Origin of the sequence: Archaeoglobus neptunius (assembly GCF_016757965.1) — an archaeon.
GTDB classification, from domain to species: domain Archaea; phylum Halobacteriota; class Archaeoglobi; order Archaeoglobales; family Archaeoglobaceae; genus Archaeoglobus; species Archaeoglobus neptunius.
In genome coordinates, this window is record NZ_JAEKIW010000009.1 from 29,565 (window position 1) to 46,956 (window position 17,392).

General features: G+C 47.6%; 15 protein-coding genes. 5 read left to right on the forward strand and 10 right to left on the reverse strand.

Annotated elements, in window-relative coordinates; all coding sequences use genetic code 11:
* The first annotated feature begins 32 nt into the window (after positions 1-32).
* Entirely contained in the window at positions 33-2,573 is a 2,541-nt protein-coding gene (locus JFQ59_RS07955; protein ID WP_202319892.1) for a DUF2341 domain-containing protein, read from the forward strand.
* Positions 2,567-4,651: a PKD domain-containing protein gene (locus tag JFQ59_RS07960; protein WP_202319893.1), complete on the forward strand. Its 2,085-nt coding sequence runs from the start codon at positions 2,567-2,569 to the stop codon at positions 4,649-4,651. The genes JFQ59_RS07955 and JFQ59_RS07960 overlap by 7 nt, the downstream gene beginning before the upstream one ends.
* A 56-nt stretch (positions 4,652-4,707) precedes the next feature.
* Here the strand turns inward: JFQ59_RS07960 and JFQ59_RS07965 are convergent, their stop codons facing one another.
* From JFQ59_RS07965 to hisI, 3 genes are read right to left on the reverse strand one after another with little or no spacing between them, the layout of a single operon-like run.
* Positions 4,708-5,484 (reverse strand): presenilin family intramembrane aspartyl protease PSH, encoded by a 777-nt coding sequence (locus JFQ59_RS07965; RefSeq protein ID WP_202319894.1) that lies wholly within the window; start codon positions 5,482-5,484, stop codon positions 4,708-4,710.
* On the reverse strand, positions 5,481-7,250 hold the full coding sequence (locus JFQ59_RS07970; RefSeq protein ID WP_202319895.1) for a PINc/VapC family ATPase: 1,770 nt from the start codon (positions 7,248-7,250) through the stop codon (positions 5,481-5,483). The genes JFQ59_RS07965 and JFQ59_RS07970 overlap by 4 nt, the downstream gene beginning before the upstream one ends.
* Entirely contained in the window at positions 7,234-7,557 is a 324-nt protein-coding gene (hisI, locus tag JFQ59_RS07975; protein ID WP_202319896.1) for a phosphoribosyl-AMP cyclohydrolase, read from the reverse strand. Before hisI ends, JFQ59_RS07970 begins: the two co-directional genes overlap by 17 nt.
* Positions 7,558-7,808: 251 nt before the next feature.
* On the opposite strand from hisI, the gene purS reads away from it, so the two are divergent.
* Together purS and purL are read left to right on the forward strand one after the other, a co-directional pair.
* Positions 7,809-8,051, forward strand: a complete 243-nt coding sequence (gene purS / locus JFQ59_RS07980) for a phosphoribosylformylglycinamidine synthase subunit PurS (protein ID WP_202319897.1) — start codon at positions 7,809-7,811, stop codon at positions 8,049-8,051.
* A gap of 4 nt (positions 8,052-8,055) precedes the next feature.
* Entirely contained in the window at positions 8,056-10,356 is a 2,301-nt protein-coding gene (gene purL, locus JFQ59_RS07985; protein ID WP_202319898.1) for a phosphoribosylformylglycinamidine synthase subunit PurL, read from the forward strand.
* Between the two features lie 15 nt (positions 10,357-10,371).
* Here purL and JFQ59_RS07990 read toward each other — a convergent pair whose 3' ends face one another.
* The 5 genes from JFQ59_RS07990 to psmB all read right to left on the reverse strand — a co-directional run bounded on the left by JFQ59_RS07990 (position 10,372) and on the right by psmB (position 15,087).
* Positions 10,372-11,028, reverse strand: a complete 657-nt coding sequence (locus JFQ59_RS07990; protein ID WP_230972398.1) for a DUF2103 domain-containing protein — start codon at positions 11,026-11,028, stop codon at positions 10,372-10,374.
* A 68-nt stretch (positions 11,029-11,096) separates the two neighbouring features.
* Positions 11,097-12,230: a GTP cyclohydrolase II gene (gene ribA / locus JFQ59_RS07995; protein ID WP_202319899.1), complete on the reverse strand. Its 1,134-nt coding sequence runs from the start codon at positions 12,228-12,230 to the stop codon at positions 11,097-11,099.
* A 36-nt stretch (positions 12,231-12,266) separates the two neighbouring features.
* The gene (locus JFQ59_RS08000; RefSeq protein ID WP_202319900.1) at positions 12,267-12,482 is read right to left on the reverse strand and encodes a TFIIB-type zinc ribbon-containing protein; all 216 of its coding nucleotides are present in this window, start codon (positions 12,480-12,482) and stop codon (positions 12,267-12,269) included.
* A gap of 69 nt (positions 12,483-12,551) precedes the next feature.
* The gene (locus tag JFQ59_RS08005; protein ID WP_202319901.1) at positions 12,552-14,450 is read right to left on the reverse strand and encodes a beta-CASP ribonuclease aCPSF1; all 1,899 of its coding nucleotides are present in this window, start codon (positions 14,448-14,450) and stop codon (positions 12,552-12,554) included.
* Between the two features lies 1 nt (position 14,451).
* Positions 14,452-15,087, reverse strand: coding sequence for an archaeal proteasome endopeptidase complex subunit beta (gene psmB, locus JFQ59_RS08010; RefSeq protein ID WP_230972399.1), 636 nt, complete (start codon positions 15,085-15,087; stop codon positions 14,452-14,454).
* A 92-nt stretch (positions 15,088-15,179) separates the two neighbouring features.
* Here psmB and JFQ59_RS08015 point away from each other — a divergent pair, with 92 nt between their 5' ends.
* The gene (locus JFQ59_RS08015; protein ID WP_230972400.1) at positions 15,180-15,728 is read left to right on the forward strand and encodes a class II aldolase/adducin family protein; all 549 of its coding nucleotides are present in this window, start codon (positions 15,180-15,182) and stop codon (positions 15,726-15,728) included.
* Here the strand turns inward: JFQ59_RS08015 and JFQ59_RS08020 are convergent.
* Both JFQ59_RS08020 and JFQ59_RS08025 read right to left on the reverse strand, forming a co-directional pair.
* Entirely contained in the window at positions 15,702-16,646 is a 945-nt protein-coding gene (locus JFQ59_RS08020; protein ID WP_202319904.1) for a hydantoinase/oxoprolinase family protein, read from the reverse strand. The genes JFQ59_RS08015 and JFQ59_RS08020 overlap by 27 nt on opposite strands.
* Entirely contained in the window at positions 16,627-17,391 is a 765-nt protein-coding gene (locus JFQ59_RS08025) for an MBL fold metallo-hydrolase (protein WP_202319905.1), read from the reverse strand. The genes JFQ59_RS08020 and JFQ59_RS08025 overlap by 20 nt, the downstream gene beginning before the upstream one ends.
* Position 17,392: the final 1 nt, after the last annotated feature.

The following is a 17,392-nucleotide window of genomic DNA, read 5'->3' on the forward strand; positions in this document are numbered from 1 at the left end:
TTTTTTATTGTAATGACAACAATTATTATCGAATGGACAGCAAAGCAGTCTCTCCGCTGATCGGATTCGTTTTGCTTCTGGCGATTATTATGGGATTAATTGGTGTTATGCAGGCCCAGTTGGTTCCTGCATGGAACAGGGCTGTTGAGGCAAAACATATGGATGAATTGAGCTATGAAATCGCAGATTTAAGTGAAAGCATCTCCATAGCTGCTTCAACCGGGAACCCTGCGAAGGTTGTAGTGGATGCAGGAGTGAGATATCCAAATTATTACGTTTTGCTCTCCCCATCAAAGGGGTCCGGTACTGTGAGCAGCAAGGTTCTGAGTGTTAATATATCCGGTATTGGGAATTACACAACCTCTGCCATTGTTTTCAGGCCCAACTATTTTTACTCCCCTTCTCCAGAATTAGTATACGAGCATTCGGCGGTTTTCAAGATTGAGAGTTCCAGTTTTGTTGTGGACTCAGGTCAGAGCTCTTTTTCGAGAGATCGAATTGTAATATATCTGGTAAATGCCACCTTTCAGTCTTTTGCCACAACCGGTAATGTTAACCTCGTGGTTTATCCGATTTCGTACGGAGGAGTGCAGAGATATTCGGGTACGATAACGTTTGAGTGTTACAGCGAGAGGACGGCTGAATGGTGGAATTCGACTCTTGCTTCAATTTACGGTAGCAGCAATGTGTCAAGAACGGGCAATACTGTTGAGGTTAGGACCAGCAATGTGAGACTTTCGATAGTTTACCTTGAAGCTTATGCTACAGCTTCCGGGGAGGTAGAGGTGAATGAGAAGCCTCAACCTGCGAAAGTGCTGAAGCTGTCAGCCCCCTCTTATGTTGTCTATCAGGGAGTTACTGTTCCTCTCGGTGTCAGGGTTGTGGATGAATACTGGAACCCAGTTGAGGGTGCTGAAGTTACGGTGAGTGTTGATGGCAATATTGCTTTAAGGGCGAACACAAACGAGAGAGGGGAGCTGTGGTACTACTACCAGGCCTTTGAGGCCGGAACCCACACCATAGTGTTCTCCACAGGTGTCGGCAGCGTTACCTATACAGTTGAGGTGCTGGAAAAACCTACTTCGACCGGAATTTTCTCTGTAACTTGGGATGTGGGAGACAACTATACCCTGGATGCGTCGATTGAGGGGGTTAAGGAGTTCAGAGTGAGGGTGACATATTCCGGAACAGCAATAAGTAACGTTAACGTTGACATTGCAGCCGATAATACAAGCGTCATATCATTTATGCCGGATAGTGGTTTAACAGATTCCAATGGAGAACTGGCAGTTACAGTTATACCTCTGAAAAATGGAACTGTAAACCTAATAGCGTCAGCAGGTGGTAGTGTTGCAGTTCTCAAAATAACTGTCATAAATGCAGGTGCAGGCGTATGTCCTGCGGGGTGGATGTACTACAGAGATATCCAGATTCAGAATAACGTCAACAGAGATCTGTATAACTTTCAGGTTCTGATAACTCTCAACTCACAAAATCTGAATTACACACAGAGTGATTGCTCGGACATAGTTTTCTACAACGGCAGTCAGAGGCTTGACAGGTGGATTGTGGAGGGGACGTGTGGAACATCGAATCTGAAAATCTGGGTCAAGGTTCCTTACATCCCAAGTAATGGGGTAACCACCATCAGAATGTATTACGGCAGCCCGTTCTCCGTTCCGAACAGCATAAATACATTTGATGTTGTTGGCGAGGCGGGTGTTGTGTCGGTAGGCGGTGTGGAAAAAACTGTGAACCTGCAGAACGTCTACTCTGATCCGGTTGTGTTTGCCGTTCCGAAACTTGATCCGGGTGAGTACAGAAGTGGAACCACAGCGGCTCAGCATCACCTCATCACGTCCGTTTCTCAGGACTCTTTCACCATCAAGCAGGTGGAGTCACCTAGTGGGGATGGTACGATAACAGAGACGGACGTCTCCTATATTGTTCTTGAGAAGGGGGTCTACTACATCGGGTACGATTTGCTTGCAGAGGTAGGGAGCATGAACGGGAAGGGAACGTACACCACGGTCAGTCTGAACGCTCCCTTTAGTGGATCTCCAGCCGTGCTGGCAGATTTGCAGGGACCAGCAAAGCGAGGCAATACTCAGTATGAGGATGTTTATGCGAGGGTTAAAGGAGTTAGTTCGACAGGTTTCCAGGTCCAGATTGAGATGGATGACAACAGCTATCCTCCGAGCAGTCTTAGAGGTACTATTGCCTATGCCGCCATAGGGCAGGGTTATGATTCGCTTAACAGTCTTGAGGCCAGACAGACGTCAGATTCGATCACGGATAAGTTCTCTCAGATATTTTTCACACGCAGCTATTCAACAATTCCCTCTGTCGTAGCTCAGTTGGTAAGTGAAGATGGGTGGAACTCCGCGTACGCTGTAACGCGCAATGTGAATTCGAATGGATTTGAGGTCGCCGTTGAGGAACCGGCAGGCTGGGATGGACCTCATACTACAGAAAAAATTGCGTGGGTTGCAGCTCACCAGGACCTCATATATGGCAGGAAATACGTTGAAATTATGCCAACGGTGTCGGTAGGAGCGGAGAACTCATGCTGAACGATAAAGGAGTTGCACCATTGATAGCTTTCATTCTCCTTTTCGGTATAATTGTAGGTTATATCGCTCTGCTGCAGTCAAGTTTCGTGCCTGAGTGGAACAGGGAGGTGGAGATTAAACACTCACAAAGGATTGTGGATGAACTCAGGACCCTTGAGGTAATGTTGAGCAATTGCGAATCGGGGAAGGTTGTTGTGGATACGGGTGTTGTGTATCCGCAACGCCCTCTGCTGGTCAATCCGCCATCCGCCTTTACAACGGTTGAGGCCTACGAGTTAAATGTGACCATCAATGGAAAGTCGTATCCATCCATGGGTATTGCATTCAAGACAGGCTACCATTATCTATCATCAACTATTTTTTATTTGGAACATGCAGCTCTTCTAAAACTTCAGAACTCGCATGTGGTAGATTATGGTGGTATTTCATGGACGAAAGATAAAATAGAGATTTTGCTGCTAAACACAACCTTCAAATCCTTTTCTTCCAACAAACCGGTAACATTAGTCATCGATCCGATCTCGTATGGAGGTGAGAAGTTCTATCGCACGCTCAATCTGACCTTCGAATCTGCAAATGAAGAAACGGCATCTTGGTGGGAGGAAAAGCTGAAAAGTGAAGGGTTGAATGTAACGAGAGAAGGAAGAATTCTGAAAGTAAATGAAACCAACGTCACGGTCTCATTACTTTACGTCGGACTGTCCACCAGGACACCCAGCTTCCAACCACTTTTTCCATGCAGCATAGTCAATGTAACTGAAAGAGACCTCGAAGTCACTCAGGGTGATACTCTAACGCTCACGTCCAGAGTGGTGGACAGATTGGGAAATCCCGTTAGAAAATATCCGGTAGAGATTACGTTTCAGCCTGCAACGGCCGAAAATCCAAATCGGGAGGTATATACTGACAAAAATGGAGTTGTTTGGACGTACTTCAATGCCGTGGCCAGCGGACTAAACATCGTGCGCTTTTCAGGATGTGGCAACTCCACAGAATTTACAATAAACGTAAACCCTGCAACCGGTCAAACCTGTAATTTTGAACTGCAGTGGCTGGATGGTAGTAGCTACACGTGGAATACCAAGAAAAATGAGAGCAGAATTTTTGAGGTTGAGTTGAAATACAATGGAAATGCGGTGGAAAACGCCCTGCTCACGTTAAGTGTGGATAACCAGAGCGTCGTCAAAGTTTCTGGGTCAAATCCAGAAACAGACCAAAATGGGCGTGCCTGGATAAATCTTACTGCCACCGATTCCGGAAATGCGAAACTTCTGGCATATTACGGCGGATGCTCCGCAATTCTCAATCTTGTTGTGAACATTTCAACAAAATATCCAGTTGCTGCATTTACGTACAGTCCTTCGTATCCGTCTGTCGGTGAAACCATAACTTTCGATGCTTCATCGAGCTATGACCCTGATGGCAGCATAGTGAGCTATGAATGGGACCTTGATGGGGATGGCAGCTATGGTGACGCTGTTGGACAAACTGTGACCTACACCTTTTCAACTTGGGGCAGTCATACGGTTGGTTTGAGGGTTACGGATAACGACGGACTTACGAATACAACAAGGGTGATCGTTTACGTTGGGGATCTGGTTTACAATAACGATGCAATTGCCGATGATGGGCCCGACAGTCCAGTGTTCTATGATGCTGACGGAGGGGTGATATTCAGCGTAACAAACCGCTACCCGACAGAGGTCGTTATCGACAAAATCACAATAGATACGTCCTTTTCCTTCATAGACTACTTGGACGATTCGCTGGATTACGGAGCAAATAACAAGCCTAAGTATGCGGAAATATACGTTGATGCCACCATACCCAGCTATGTGGACTATTACGGCGGCGTGAGCATACCTGCAACTGTTGACCTCGGTGTTGACGGTAACGAGAACAGCGGAACCAATGCGGTAGTCGGTAGAAACTCCACTGCTACCTTCTACTTGTATGAGTTCTATTATTTTGGAGGCCTCTTCAATGCGAATATGCATGGTGAGGTGCTTAGTGTGACGGTTCAGTATGTTGTAGGGACCGAAACTAAAACGAAAACGTTTACGTTTACAGTCAGTTAACTGTCGACATAAAAGACAAGCGCCTTCAGTCTGAACCTAACAGGTTGAAAAGCTGTTTAGTGCGACAACAGCAGCCCCAAACCAAATCCGACTATGGCTCCGAAGTTCACAAATGGCAAACCGGGATGCGCACCACCCCTCTTCTCTACTATATAGAGCAGCAGCATGAGGCCGATAAAACCGCCAAGGAGTGAGAAAAGAGCTGTTAACTTTATAAACCCCAGTTCGGGAGAGTTCGAGAAAGCTTGGGCAGAAACCACCAGGATGTTCGGCATGACAACGTCTCCCACACCCATGTAGGCGTTACCATCCTTTTTTGGGATGATGAAGAGCATTGGAGCGTTTATAGCTGTGACAGACTCGGCAAGACTTATCATGTGTTTGGTTCTGTAGACCGAGATTATGTCATATACTGCGAGAACCGTAAGCAAAAGAATGACAGGTAGAGGTTCAAGGCTTATTCCGAAGATCGCAGTTATTCCGGCTGCGAGCATCAGAGCTGCCGCGTTTATCAGCAACCAGTGTGGCTTCTTTGCAAGAAAGACGACAATAGCAATTGAAATTAAAATGGAGAAGATTCCAACAAAGGGGGACAGAACATAGAAGATTGATATAAACGTGAGGAAGTATATCACGGCCTTTAAAATTACCGAGTACCGTACAGCGAGAAGTATGAATGCTGTAAAGGCTATTATGAGTCCGAAGTAGAGCATGGAGTTGGACACGTCTGATGGATTCTCAAAAACAACCATCCCTGCTTCTTCATACTTCGGCGTTGCGGCAAGTGCCAGTAGAGCGGATAGGATGAATATGACTCCGAAAAAATATCTCAACCTATCACCCTGAGCTTAATCGGCTGCCCTTTTGCGAGGGCAAGCCTTAAGCTCTTTCCACCCTCCTTATCTTTCCTTATCCTTATCCATCCCTTTCTGCTCACAAGAGCCGTGAAAAGGTACTCCTCTCCTGCATAGACGTCGACGGTTTTCCCCTCCAGTCCCTTCGCCTGGATCACATAGTGTTTCCCGGTCTCCTCAACCTCCGCATCAAACTCGCCACTCATTTCCTTTGGAACGACATCAATGGAAAGCTGCAGTTCCTCCTCAATTGTCTTGATTCTTTTCCCCTTTCTTCCAATAAGGGTGGATATAGCTCTTTCAGGCACCTTAACCACCGCTTTTCTGCCGGCAAGCTCCACCTCAAAGTCGTCGATGTATCGGCCTATCTTCTCTTCAAGAGCGGCTTTGAGCTTCTCATCTGACTCAATGGGCATCACCACAATCTGCTCCCCGTAGGTGTAAATTTCAAACTCGAGTTTTTTGGTTTCGAAGTCCCTGACTTCTATAACCGGTCTCGCCAAATCCGCCTCCAACATGCCCGTCGGAACCTTTACGGTGAAGCTCAGCTCGTAAACCTTGACGATCTTTCCGGCTTCGATGAAAACAACCGTATCAACAACCTGTGGGATCATCCCCAGCTCGACCCTGCCGATCATCCTCTGTATGGCGTCAACGGCCCTCGTTGCATGTGTTACCCCAATCATTCCCACACCAGCAAGCCTCATATCGGAAAATACCTGAAAGTCGGAGGTCCTCCTCAACTCGTCATAAATCGTGTAATCAGGCCTTACAAGAAGCAGAATATCGGATGTGAGTGACATGTCTCCTTCAAGCGGGGCATACTGTGTGATTTCATCACTCACCATCAAATCCCTCGGGCTCTCCATCGTCTTGACCACATAGCCGTTTTTAAGAAGGTAGTTCGCAACGCTCGCAGCGAAAGTGGATTTTCCGGCTCCGGGTGGGCCGGCGATGAGTATCCCCCTCTGCCTCTCCACGATCCTCCTCTTCAGTTCCTCACTAACTCCGTACTCGTCAATTGAAACTTGGGCTATCGGCCTTACAGCCGTTATCTCCATCCTGTCGGCGAACGGCCTTTCGGCGATTGCAATTCTCAGTTCCCTAAGCTGGACAACCGTTGCTCCCCTTCTTTCAATCTCAATGCTGCTGTCCTCATCCTGTCTTGCAGCCTCAAGTATCTCGCTGGCTATCTCGTTCAGTTCTTCGTAGCTCATCGGCCTGTCACCAAGCTTCACGAGTTTAAGGTCACCAATTTTTCCTCGCTTTGCGTAGGGCGGCACCCCCTCCCTCAGATGGACGCTTGCGGTGTCTGGTGTGAAAAAGGACATGATTTTTGTTTCTTCCGGCTTTATAACTTTCGGTCTGACGTAAATTGTGTTTATTCCCTTTGCCCTTGCAACCAGATGCTGAACCCTATCCGATGTGATCAGAACAGCGTCAAATTCAGCGGCAACCTCTCTTATGAGGTTGTCAATTTCGCCTCCTTTTGCAAGACGGATGTGTTCGAGCTTTGGTCTCTCACCGGCAAATATGACCTCAAAACCCCTGTCTTGAGCGAACTTTACTATCTTTTCCACCTCGCTCAGTCCCTGAAAGCCGGTCATCTTTCCAAAATTGGCCTGTGCTTCTAGTTCGGCGATTACGGCCTCAGGGATTATTATCGTTCCCTTAATCTCACCACTTTCCAGCATTCTGGATATCCTACCCGAAATCACAACACTTGTATCAACAGCGTACTTCATGATCCAACCTCCTGTAAAAGCATGAGTAGTTTCCCGTATGACAGGCATTACCTCTCTGCTCAACCAGGTAGAGCAGAGCATCACAATCACAATCGTATCTAACTTCAACAACCTTCTGAACGTTTCCGGAACTCTCACCCTTTTTCCACAGCTTTTTCCTGCTCCTGCTCCAGTAGTGAGCGTATCCGGTTTTCAGGGTTAATTCAACAGCCTCTCTGTTGGCGTAGGCCAGCATGAGGACCTCTTTTGTTTTTACATCTTGAGTGATGACAGGGATCAGACCTCTCTCATCGAATTTCAGTTCCATACCCCAGTTTCTGTGGAATTGTAAAAATAGTTTTTTAAAAAATTGGGTTGAAGCCTCCGGGATAGCTGCTGCAGAAAGTGAAAAATAGCGAGAATGCTTTCAGGTACTCGAGGTTCAGTCCCAGCAGCCGCATAATACATGAAAGATACCGGAGACTATCTGGTATTTTTGCATCAATTGAGTTTTTTCCAACCGTTCCACAGCCGACCTCTATCGCTCATTTTTTAAAGTTGAACGTGCAAGAATCTCTCATGATTGCTGACGTTTACATCGAACTCAAAGAGGGTGTTGCTGATCCCGAAGGTGAGGCGACGCTTAAAGCGCTGAGATTGCTTGGATTTAAGAGAGTTAAAAAGGTGTCAACTGTTAAGGTTTTTCGTCTGGATATAGAGGCAAGAAGCAAAGATGATGCGGAGAGAGAGATAGCAGAGATGTGCGAAAAGCTGCTTGCAAATCCGGTTATTCAAAGGTACAGAATTGAGTGGAGAGAGTGAGACCATGTACAAAAGGGTTGATGTCCCATTCGAGCTTTACGAGATCCAGATTCTGGAAGCGAGTGACGGGCAGCTTGAAAAGATAAGTGAAGAACTTGGACTGGCATTAAACGTAGACGAAATGAAGAGGATTAAAGAGTACTTCCGAAAGAAGGGGCGAAATCCATACGACATCGAACTTCAGAGCCTCGCCCAGGCGTGGAGCGAGCACTGCTGCTACAAAAGCTCGAAGTACTACCTCAGACAGTACCTGCTTGACGCTTCCAAGGCGGACTACGTAATCTCAGCCATAGAGGAGGATGCGGGAGTTGTTGAGTTTGATGACGAGTATGCCTACGTTACAGCTTTCGAAAGCCACAATCATCCCTCAGCCATCGAGCCCTACGGTGGGGCTGCAACCGGAGTTGGTGGAATTTTGAGAGACGTTCTTTGCATGGGCGCTCAACCAGTGGCGTTGATCGATCCACTATTTTTCGGTAACCTTGATGTGTCCCATGATAAACTTCCAAAAGGAGTCAAGCATCCGCAGTATCTGCTGGCGGGTGTTGTGGCGGGCATAAGAGACTACGGCAACAGGGTTGGCATCCCCACAGTTGCGGGGATGGTATTTTTCGATGACTCCTATCTCACGAACTGCCTTGTTAACGTTGGATGCGTTGGAATAGTGAGAAAGGACAGAATCATACACAGCAGGGCAGGTGGAGTGGGTGATATTTTCGTCCTTGTGGGGGGGAAGACGGGGAGAGATGGCATTCATGGCGTAACCTTTGCCTCTGCGGAGCTTGATGAAAAGAGCGAGGAAGAGGCGAGAGGTGCTGTACAGCTCGGAAATCCGATCATGAAGGAGCCCCTCATTCACGCCTGCCTTGAGGTCGTCGAAAAGGGGTTGCTGACCGGAATGAAGGATCTGGGTGGAGGTGGGTTGAGCTGCGTAATCGGGGAGATGGCTCTTGCCGCTGGCTACGGGGCTGAGGTTTACCTGGACAAGGTTCCGCTGAAGGAGGAGGGTATGGCTCCCTGGGAGATCTGGATTTCAGAGAGTCAGGAGAGGATGATGCTAACGGTAAGGCCGGAGCACATTGACGAGGTTCTTTACATCTTCCAGAAGTGGGATGTACCGGCAACAGTCGTTGGCAGGGTGATTGGGGAGAAGGTCACCAGGATCTTTTACATGGGATACAAAATCTACGAGATGGATACCGAGTTTGTTACTGCAGGACCGGAATACTGCCGCCCGTACACTTCAAAAAAGCCCGAAAAGGAGCTTCACGAAGAAATTGAACCTCCGGTGGATTATGTTAAGACCTTCTTGAAGATGCTCTCCCATCCAAACGTGGCGTTCAAAGAGTGGATCGTTAGACAGTACGACCATGAGGTGAGGGCATCTACCGTTCTTAAACCATTGCAGGGCAGAATGAACTTTGAGACTCACGGAGATGCTGCCGTGATAAAGCCGACAAGATCCTGGAAGGGGCTGGCGATAACCGCTGACGTCAATCCCTGGATGTGCAAAGTGGACCCCTACTGGGGTGCCGCAAGCTCCTTCGATGAGATGGTGAGAAATCTTGTTGCCGTCAACGCCGTTCCTCATTCCTTCAACGACTGTCTGAACTTCGGTAATCCAGAAAAGCCTGAAAGAATGGGGGAGTTTGTTGAGTGTGTCAGGGCCATTGGGTGGATGGCCAGGGGGACGGCAATTCCATGCGTTAGCGGGAATGTCAGCTTTTACAACGAGACACCTTACGGTGCTGTCGCACCCACTCCGTCACTTCTTGGCATCGGACTGGTGGAGGACACCAGAAAGACCGTAACGAGCGATTTCAAGGGAAATGGTGCGGTAATTCTTGTTGGAGAGACAGAAAAGGAGTTTGGCGGAAGCCTTTATTCTGTCGTGATGGGTCAGAAATGTCACAGGGTTCCCAGAACTTCTCCCGAAAGGCTGAGGGCTTACACTGATGCGATGCTTGAGTCATTCAGAAGATTTAGGGTTACGGCCTGCCATGATGTCGGCATGGGTGGTCTGGCAGTCTGCATAGCGGAGATGTGCTTTGGGAGGGGGATTGGCTTTGAGGCGGTCAGAAACCTGAGCTTCATAGAGCTGTTCTCGGAATCCAACACGAGGTGGATTTCCGAGGTGGATAAAGAAGAGGCAGAAGAGTACGTCGAGTTCTTCAGGTCTAAAGGGTTAAAGGCTGAGCTGATTGGTTACAGCGAGGGCTCTGCAATAAACTGCGGCACATTCAGCGTTGATCTGGAGAAGGCGGAAAATGCCTGGAGAACGGGGTTCTCAAGGTATCTGGTGTAGAACGAATTTAAATTTTTACGGGTTCTGCGAGCTGTGAACGAGTCCGCTCAGAATTCTCATAACCGTTTCGCCCTCCTCTTTCGATGAGGCAGTGGTGATGACATGAACCTGCTGAACTGAGGATCCGTCGATCAGCAGGGCCCTGAGATTGCCCTTATCATCGCTCCTGGTTAGCTTTAATTTCACACCTCCCCCTGCAGAGGTGGCGTTCCCCTCAATAACTCCCGGTACTATCTTTTTCACGTAAGGTGACTTGGCGAGTGAAAGTATAAGGTTTAACCCCTCCCGTCCTCCAATAATCGTGGAATGGCTGCCGTGAATTTTATCCTCCGGTGCCGTGTCTACAGTTTTAAGTCTGATCTTTGTTCTGAGAGTTTTTTCAAGCCTCGAGAAGAATTCCTTTTCATCACTGAACGTGTCGGTTGTTGATATGGAGAATGGATAGAGAAAGGGTCTGAGGAACTCGAGCGCCTCGTCTATAAGTTCTACCTCACTTCCGGAGATGTAGATGTCCTCAACCCTCCTGTCGTAGATTTTTTCGGCGATAACCTCGTATAAATTCCTTAAAGATACATCATCATCGTATCTTCTGAAACTCATCGTCTCGTTTCCGTACTTTCCCACAAGCAGGACTGTTGCCCTCAACCTGGAAACGTGAATTCCACAGCCCAAAGCATTTCTTTTTCCGCAAAACAGACAAAATTGGGTAGGGGAGCGCAGCTCCGCTCCGCAGTCACACCTCAGTCGTTGAAACATATCATGTGGCCCATCTTGTCCTTTTTTGCCTTCAGGTAGGGCAGGTTCACATCACAGGGTTCGATCTCAATGGGCTCTCTCACAACATCGAATCCGTATTTTCTGAGCTCCTCGATTTTCAAGGGGTTGTTGGTCAGAAGTCTGATGTTTTTGACCCCTAGATCCATCAAAATTTGGGCAGCAACGCCGTAGCTCCTCAAATCCGGTGGAAATCCAAGTTCTATGTTTGCATCGACGGTGTCTATTCCATCCTCCTGAAGTTTGTAGGCCATGAGCTTGTTTATCAGGCCTATTCCTCTTCCCTCATGCCCTCTCATGTATATGGCCACACCTTTATCCTCTCTGTCTATCATCTTAAGTGCATTCTCAAGCTGATCTCCGCAATCGCATCGTAGGGAGTGAAATACATCGCCTGTCAGACACTCGGAGTGGATTCTTACCAGAACGTTGCCCTCACTCACGTCTCCTCGCACAAGGGCCACTATTTCTCCAAGAGGGGTCTTGTATCCTACAGCCTTGAATATCCCGTAAAACTTTGTTGGTAACGTGGCTTCCACAACCCTCTCTACGATTTTCTCGGATCTTATCCTGAACTCGATCATGTCCTTAATCCTGAAAACCGGGATGTTGTTCTTCTCGGCAAACTTAAGGGCGTACTCCTCGCTCGCAACCCCACCTTCAGCCGTCATGAGGGGGGCGTAAACGGCGGAAGGTCTGAATCCGGCCATTCTTGCGAGGTCCACACAGGCTTCAGCCATTCCCGGCCTCTCGAGCACACCCATTTCTTTAGTTTCCTCGACAAAAATCCTGCCCGGATACTGAATTTCCCTGATCTTCCCGCTGACAAGGTCTCTGATAAACCCGGCCCTATCCTCAGCCGATATCTTGTCGAGCTTCGGGTCTATGGGAATGAGATTTCCATTCTGAAATCTGAATCTGTTGAGGCCGAGAGATAGAATTTTGCCCCACGGGAGGGCTAAACGAATCTCATCGCAGTTTTTCATCATGAAATTGATTAACTCTCCGGTAATCACTTCGGCAGGAATGCAAATAGCGCTTTTACGGTCAAGAATCATTACCGGCTTTCCGGCCTTTACATGTGCGGCAATTTCTTCCATAGGCTTCTTGGTTGAGAAAGGCATATAAATTTTGATTCAATCCTCCCTAACACCCTTTGGTTTCGTTCTGTCATCTTCTTTCCTTTCAAATCTCTTCTCTTCCAGCAGTTCCTTGTACTCACCCTCTGTCATTTCAAGCACAAAGCTTCCGATATATCCGCAGTTTTTGCAGTAATACTTGCCGGTGTATCCGCCGGTGTCCAGCTCCACATCCTTTGACTTGCAAACCGGGCAAACAAGAATCCTCTTCATATTACAACTACACTTAGGGGAATATAGATTTAGCGATCAAACTTTTAACCAACAGAGCCGTGTGTCAGATCAGGCAAACCTTATCGTCTCCAGATTAAGAGGTGCTCTGGTTTCAATTCTGTACGTCTTGTAAATGCTCGATGCGAGGTCTATGCACTTTGACTCATCTCCGTGCACTGTTGCGACCTTTTCTGGCTTTGATTGCAGGTACCTTATGTATCTGATAAGCTGGTTTCTGTCAGAGTGTCCTGAAAATCCATCCACGGTCTCGACCTCCATTTTAACTTCCACGACTTCTCTTCTTCCGTTGACCGGGAATGGAACCTCCTTCCAACCCTTCTGAACTTTTCTTCCCAGAGTTCCCTCCGCCTGATAACCCACAAAGACTATTGTATTCCTCTCATCCCCTGCCAGATGGCGGAAGTACTCCATCACCGGTCCGCCATTGAGCATACCGGAGGTGGCTATCACAACGCACGGAGATGGGTCGGTTATTACCTCTTCTCTCTTCGACGATGAGTCAACTCTGACGAAATTCTCGCTTATGAACGGGTTTATGCCGTGGTAGAAAATCAGATCCCTCAGGTGGGAATTCAGGTACTCAGGATATGCCGTATGAATTGCTGTCGCCTCGTATATCATACCGTCCAGGTATACATGGACCTCTCGCAGCTTCCCCTCTCTCATCGCCTCCTCCAGAACGATCATGACCTCCTGACTTCTTCCAACGGCAAACGTTGGAATGAGAACTTTCCCACCCCTGTCCAGGGTTCTGTTTATCACCTCGATGAGCTTTTCCTCCGCATCCCTCCTTGACGGCTGAACATCGTTCGAGCCTCCGTAGGTGGCCTCCATAATAAGGGCTTCAAGTCTCGGAAAGTTCGTGGCTGCTCTGTCGAAAAGTCTCGTCTTCTCGAATTTAAAATCACCCGTAAATGCTATGTTGTAGTGCCCCTCACCAATGTGAAAGTGGGCTATCGCAGAGCCCAGGATGTGTCCAGCGTTGTAGAATGTTAGCCGTATATCGGGGCTTATGTCCGTAACAACGCCGTAGTCGAGGGTTATTGTATGCTTCAAAGCCTCTCTGATGAGGTTGGAATTGTAAGGTACAGTCCCTCCCTCCCTCGCAGCGACCTCCAGGAAGTCAAGCTGGAGCAGCACCATGAGGTCTCTGGTGGGCGGGGTGAGGTAAATCGGACCCCTGTATCCGTACTTGTAGAGCAAAGGTATGAGTCCGCAATGGTCAAGATGGGCATGAGTTATCACAACCGCATCCAGAGCATCGAGCGGCTGGACTTCGGGAACGTAGAGATAGGGAGTACTGGATAAATTGCTGACATTCACACCGCAATCGATAAGAATCCTGCTCTCAGGAGTCTGCAGAAGATAGCAGCTCCTTCCGACCTCTCTGCTCCCACCCAGGAATGTCACTCTTACCCACTTGTCCTCCATGAGTATTCCGCGGTGTATCCTCTCTCCGATTCTTCTCAGAGTCTCGGCTCTCTCCTCTCTTACGCTGAGGAGATAGTTCCGTATGTTTTCTATTATCTTTGACTTAATTGGCGGGGTTCTGACGACTCTGGGACTCCATCCCACTGCCTTCATTATCTCTCTGAAGGTGGAGCCCTGCTTTCCAATTACAACTCCGGGTTTCTCAGCCTCAATAATTACCTCTCCATTCTCCTCATCAAAAAAGATGTTTGATATTCTGGCATCTTCGGGTACAATTCGCATTATTACCTCTTTTGCCTCCTCAGGAGGTTTCAGGGACTTGGGATCGGCCCTGATAATTATCCTCTTTCTCAAATCTTTGGCGAGCTTCTTGACTATGTCTACTTCTGCCAGTTCCTGAGGGTTCTCGACGTAGATAACCAGTTGAGGACCCTCAAACTCTATTGACTTTACCCTTACGCTTCTCGGGAGATACTCCTTTACCTTTTCTCTAATCTCGTCCAGATACTTCGACATTCTACTTCCTGAACTTTGCCAAGATTTCCTCTACTTCTTCTGGGGTAAGCTGGTAGTACTCAGACTCGGTAATTTTTACAACGTCAATTCCGTCTCCTGATGCAGAATCTCTCCTCATTGCTGAGTATATTGCCCTTATGGCGAGTTCCAGTGCATCATCCACACTCATTTCGGGTGTGAATCTGTCTTCCAGCACTCCGTATGCTGTGAGGCTTCCGCTCCCCGTTGCTACGATGTCCTTCTCTTCGATTGCACCGCCAATTGGATCAATTGAGTAAATTCCCATCCCCTCGGAATCCAGTCCGCCGATGAGGAGCTGTACAAGGTAGGGGAAGTAGCGGTAGGAGTTGAGCAGATTGGAGGTGAGGGTGGCAACTGCCCTTATAGTTGGCTTTCTTTCTCTTCTGATTTCATAGAGGTTGGTTTCAATCTTGATGATCCTTGCGAGGAACTGTGCATCTCCCACACTTCCCGCTGTGGTCATTGCCATCCTGTCTGCTATCTGGTATATTTTCTTGGCCCTTCTGCTGGCAATGAAGTTTCCCATTGTGGCTCTTTTTTCGGTGGCCATCACTACTCCGTCCTTACAAACCAGACCTATTGTTGTGGTTCCCTTATATATCTTCTCTTCTATCATGCTCATCACTTTCTTTTCGAGTTTTTTAAAACAGCCCTAAGGCAAGAGAATCTAGGAAAAAAGATTTTTAAATGTTTCGTTCTTTTGAATTTATGTTCGAAGAAGCGATAAAAGTTGGAAAGCTTCTCGCATCAGCAAAACTCATTGATGGTGCAAGTGGCAATATGAGTTTTAAAATTGGAGATACGATTTACATTACAAGGACTGGGGCAAATCTCGACGAACTGAAGAATGAACACTTTGTCAAGCTCAAGCCTGGCGAATTTACAAGGGAAGCCTCTGTTGACCAGCTAATTCATGTGAAAATTTACGAAAAGACTGACTACAGTGCAGTGCTTCACTGTCACGGAATTTTCAATGTTGTTATAGGAGGGAGGATGAGCAGAATAGAACCCGTGGATCTCGAAGGAAAGCTGTACTTTGGAGAGATAAGGGTTTTGGAAGGTCAGTTTGGGTCTCCTGAACTGGCCGAGCAGATTTCGGATGAGGTAAAGGAAAGGGGGGTGGCAGTTGTCAGAAATCATGGTATGTATGCCGCAGGAAAGAACCTGAGAGATGCGTACAACAAGGCGAGCTATCTCGAACATTCATGCGAAATAATTTACAGATCCAGACTACTGGACTTTCTGCACGAGCCTTAACATGGCGAAGGCTGGAAAAAGATTTGAATACTCTCCGTAAAGCTCTGACAGCAGCCTGCACTCCACGCCCATTTCGTCGCAAGCATCTTTAATTAAAAACTCCCCTATCCCGCACGCAAGAACCACATCAATTCTTCCGATTTTATCCCCGAGCACTTTTTTAAGCCTGTTTTTCATGGATTCTTTTGCCATAAAGGCCAGCTCTTTTACTTTTTCTTCACCAATCTCTTCGAGATCACAGCAGATGGTTCTTGCAAGCCTTCTCATGCACGAAACAACGTCTCTGTCTTTTCCATCGGGAGTCTCGCAAGTGTAGACATCCTCCCCTATATCGCCGGTGATTCTGAAGACGTCAGCAGTTATTGAGAAAAACTCAGGGCAGAGAGGCGTACCCTTAAACTCCTGGAGGACGTAAAAAACCGGTGTTCGCAAAATTCCAAAGTAAATCATCTCTCCCCTTGTCAGTCTCTCAAAATCCGTTTTTGAAGCATTTATTTTATCGGTAACAGGAATGATATCTGTTGTTGTGGAACCCATGTCCACAAAGAGGAAGTTCCTGTAACCCTCACTCATAAGAAAAACCGTTGAAGCAATCCAGTTACTCGCAGCGAAGTCTGACGGACTATCCACACTTTTTCTCAGGTTTCCATGTATGTCGAGGAAGTAGACTTCATCAAAAGCTCTGCAGCACGCATCTGCAATATACCTCACTCCATCCTCCTTGCTTTCAAAAACGTCGGAGAGTTCCGCAGTCATCACAACACCAGCTTTTTCTACTCTGTACTCTTTAGAAAGTTCTATCAATGTTGTTTCGAGCTTGTCGGCCATTTTCCACATTGGAAAATATATTATTCTCCCCCCTCCGTTAAATGCTACCTTCAAGTTGGCACCACCAACATCAATCCCCAAAAAACTCATCCAACCTCCCCTCTCCGAATGAGAAGCTCTGATAGTCCTCACCAACCGGATAATTTTTGGCCGCAACGTGGTGTGGTGGGTAGAAGTGACCTAGATGAGTCAGGACGACTTTTTCGGCGTTAACCCTTTTGGCCAGGCTCAATGCCTCCCTGGCGTTCATGTGCTTTTTGAATCTGCCCGTAGGGGCCAGCGCCTCAACAACGAGGAGATCCGGATTCTGCATTTCCTTCATGCTTTCTTCCGGTATGTGTACATTTGTATCTCCACTAACGACCACCTTGTATCCCTGCCACTCTATCTTGACCCCAACGGCGCTTACCGGAGGGTGATTGACGGTGAAGATCGTGAAGTCCATGCCACCAATCGTGAAGGGGGTATACGGTTCGACCTCGATGGTTTTGTATGTCAGAAATCTCATGAACCTGCCAATATCTTCGTGTATTTGAGGAGTGGAGTAAACCCTGACATTGTTCTGCACCCTGTAGAACTCTCCAAAACCTCCGAAGTGGTCGAAGTGGCAATGTGTCCAGATAACAGCGTCAACCTTCTCAACGCCATTGTCAAGCAGTTGCCTCCTCAGGTCTGGTGAGGTGTCTATCAAAACAGTTTTTCCACTGTTCTGCACCATTACCGAGAATCTTTTTCTCTCCCATCCTCTCTTTCTGGCATCCTCACATGTTCTGCAGTGGCAGTTCAGTACTGGCGTACCCGGAGAATCGCCTGTGCCGAGGAGAGTAACTATCATA